The 3,400-nt window shown below is 66.1% G+C and carries 2 protein-coding genes; one reads left to right on the top strand and one right to left on the bottom strand.

Features of this window, described 5'->3' with window-relative positions:
• Window positions 1–302 precede the first annotated feature (302 nt).
• A complete protein-coding gene (locus EI28_RS11580) occupies window positions 303–1,844 on the bottom strand; it encodes an FAD-dependent oxidoreductase (protein WP_048115005.1) in 1,542 nt (513 codons plus the stop codon).
• A gap of 202 nt (window positions 1,845–2,046) precedes the next feature.
• Between EI28_RS11580 and EI28_RS11575 the strand changes: the two genes are divergently transcribed.
• Entirely contained in the window at window positions 2,047–3,279 is a 1,233-nt protein-coding gene (locus tag EI28_RS11575; protein ID WP_048115007.1) for a glycosyltransferase, read from the top strand.
• Window positions 3,280–3,400 lie beyond the last annotated feature (121 nt).

The following is a 3,400-nucleotide window of genomic DNA, read 5'->3' as shown; positions in this document are numbered from 1 at the left end:
AGCATGAGAAACTCGAAGAGTTTCGAGGGGGGTGAGCCCCCCTCCCCACCTGACGGTGGTCGAGCTCCGGGCGTTCGCACCTAACGGTGCTCACGCTCCTACCCTCCGGCCAGTCGCGTTCCGCCCATCGCACTCCCCGTCAGCCCCTCCCCTAGGGGGATATTCCCACGAAATCCGTGCCAAGCAAACCCGAAGGTCACATATGAGTGCCACCGGCGCGGGTGCGGTCTCACCTCCCACACCCTCTAGAAGATCATGTTCTGGACAACTCGTCCATCATATCTCGGTTCCCTTCAACCCTCTCACCCCTCCCGCGGCTTGAGATCCTTCACCGCCGGCCCGTGGATCACCTTCCCGTCGGCATCGAACCGGGAGCCGTGACAGGGGCAGTCCCAGGTCTCTTCGGCGCTGTTCCACGCGGCGACGCACCCGAGATGGGTGCAGGTGGGGTTGACCGCGTGAACCCGCCCTTTTTTGTCCCGGAAGACGCCGGCCTTCTTGCCCTCGATCATCAGGACTCGCCCCTCGCCGGGTGCGACGTCCCGGAGATCCCCGGCCGGCCGGGATATCGCGCCGCCGATGTACTTCTCGGCCACCTCGATGTTGTGCGCGAGGAACCGCCGGGCCGATGCCGCCGGTTTGAACCGGTCGGGGGCGTAGACCTCCGCATGGGGGTTTTCGCGCCCCCGGATCATATCGGTGATGATTGTCGCGGCCGCGGTGCCGTTGGTCATTCCCCATTTCCTGAATCCGGTCGCGATGTAGACGTTCTCGTGGCCGGCGGCGAGCGGGCCGATGTAGGGGACGCCGTCGACGGTGATGTAGTCCTGCGCCGACCACCGGTAGTCGACGGACCGGAGCGGGTAGACCGACCGGGCGTAGGCCTCGAGGTCGCGGTAGTGCCTCCGCGTGTCCACGTCCTCGCCGGTCCGGTGCTCCATGCCGCCGACGATGACGAGTTCGCCGCCGTCGCCGGCAGGCTGCGACCGCCAGGAGTGGGCGGGACCATCGGCGTTGATGAACATCCCCTCGGGGAAGGGCTCGCCAAGCCGGACGCCGAGCGCGTAGGAGCGCGACGGCTCCATCCGGGCGAAGTAGAACCCGGGAGCATCGTAGAAGGGGTAGTGGGTCGCGAGAACCACGGTATCTGCCGTGACCGTTCCCGACGCCGTCCTGACCGTGCACCGCCCTCCGCCGTCCTGCACCTCGAGCGCCCGGGTATTTTCGTAGATCCGGCTCCCGTCGCCGGGAATCAGCGAAGCCAGGTGCAGGAGGTAGTTCACCGGGTGGAACTGCGCCTGGTTCTCGAAGACCACCGCGCCGTAACTCCGGGCCGGGAGCGCCATCTCCTCCGTGAACGCGGCCGGGAGCCCGAGACTCCGTGCCGCGTCCGCCTCGTCCGCGACCTTCTCCCGGGCCTCTTCCGTCTCAGCGTAGGTGCAGGCCGGTTTTCTCGCGAAGTCGCAGGCGATGCCGTACTCCCTGACGAGAGACGCTATCGTCTCGATCGCCGCCTGGTTCGCTTCGGCATACTGCTGCGCTGGCCTGCCCCCGAACCGGTCGATGAGGTCTTTGTAGATCAGCCGGTGGAGCGCCGTGACCTTCGCCGTCGTGTGCCCGGTCACCCCGTGACAGATCCGGTTCCCCTCAAGCAGGGTGACCGCGTAACCGGCCCGTTTGAGCAGGACGGCGGTGGTGATCCCGGTGATGCCGCCGCCCACGACCGCCACGTCGGTCTCCAGATTCCCCGGCAGCGGGGGATGCGGCGTCTCCGCCGCGGTAGTCTCCATCCAGAACGACCCGTGCCTGCCCGGCAGGCCATATGCACCCGGCCCATGCTCCATACGTCCAGCCTCCTTCTGCCCGCACGGCCCGCAGTTCGGGCGGCGGCGGGCGGTCAGCATTATGCCGGGAGCATATATAGGTATGGAACGCGCCTCCCCTCCGCGTCCGTCCGGCGGTTCTGCAGGGTACGGCGCCGGGAGCGGCGGGGCTTCCCCGCCGTTACGCATAAGAACGATCGCGAGAATGGGAGGTGCGATCAGGATGAGCGCAATCCACACGATCGACGACTATGAGCGGTACATCGGCAAAGAGGCCGTGCGCCGCATTAAAGAGAAAGCACGGCCGCTCCGTGACATGCACGTCATGCACATGAACTCCACCTACTACGGCGGCGGGGTCTCGCAGATCCTCGCGTCCCTGACCCTCCTGATGAACAGCCTCGGGATACAGACCGGGTGGCGCGTCGTGCACGGCCCCCCGGACTTCTTCAGCGTGACGAAGAAGTTTCATAACGCGCTGCAGGGAGCGCCGATCAACATGACCGGCCGCAAGAAGGAGATCTACGAGAGCGTCATTCACGAGAACGCCATACGAAACCACCTCGACCACGACGTGGTCTTCATCCACGACCCGCAGCCGCTCCCGCTGATCACCCATTACCGGAAGAAGAGCCCCTGGGTATGGCGCTGCCACCTCGACCTCACCGCACCGAACCGGAAGGTCTGGAACTACCTCGTCCCGTTCATCGAGCGGTATGACGCCGTTGTCCTCTCCTGCGGGGAGTACCGGCGGGATCTCGGGAAACCGCAGGTCTTCTTCACGCCCGGGATCGATCCCTTCTCCATCGTGAACAAGGACCTCTCCGAGAGTGCCGTCGACGAGCGCCTCGAGCATTACGGCATCCCGACCGATCTTCCGCTCGTTGTGCAGATCTCCCGGTTCGACCGCTGGAAGGACCCCGAAGGGGTCATCCGGGCGTTCCAGAAGGCCCGGAAGGAGGAGGAGTGCACCCTGGTTCTTGTCGGGAACGTCGCGACCGACGACCCGGAGGGCGCGGAGGTCTACCGGTCGCTCCTCGCCCACAGGAACGAGCGGATCATCGTCAAAAGCGTCCAGGACGGTGCGCTCGTGAACGCGCTCCAGCGGCGGGCGGCGGTCGTCCTGCAGAAGTCCATCCGGGAGGGATTCGGGCTGACGGTATCGGAGGCGATGTGGAAGGGCGCGGCGGTGATCGGCGGGAACGTCGGCGGCATCCGCTACCAGATAGAGGACGGGGAGAGCGGGTTCCTGGTCTCGTCCGTCGACGAGGCGGCGGAGAGGATTGTCCGGCTGCTCCGCGACCCGGACCTCCGCGACCGGCTCGGGAACGCGGCGCGGGACCGGGTGCGGGAGAATTTCCTCTTTACCCGCACCGTCGAGCAGTACCTCGACCTGATCGGCTCGTTCGAGCCGGAGTTCCGGCTGAGGGAGGACGGGGGGGTGTCGTGCGGGTGAACGTGGGACGGTGGGTTTTTGTCACGACGTCGCGCTTAACGGTGCTCGCACCTGTGGCACTCATGTTGGGCCATCGGATATCTTCCCTGACACGGATTTGTGGGGATATCCCCGAGAGGGG

Source organism: Methanoculleus sp. MH98A (assembly GCF_000691865.1).
In the GTDB taxonomy this organism is placed as follows: domain Archaea; phylum Halobacteriota; class Methanomicrobia; order Methanomicrobiales; family Methanoculleaceae; genus Methanoculleus.
This window is presented reverse-complemented; position numbering and strand designations above follow the sequence as displayed.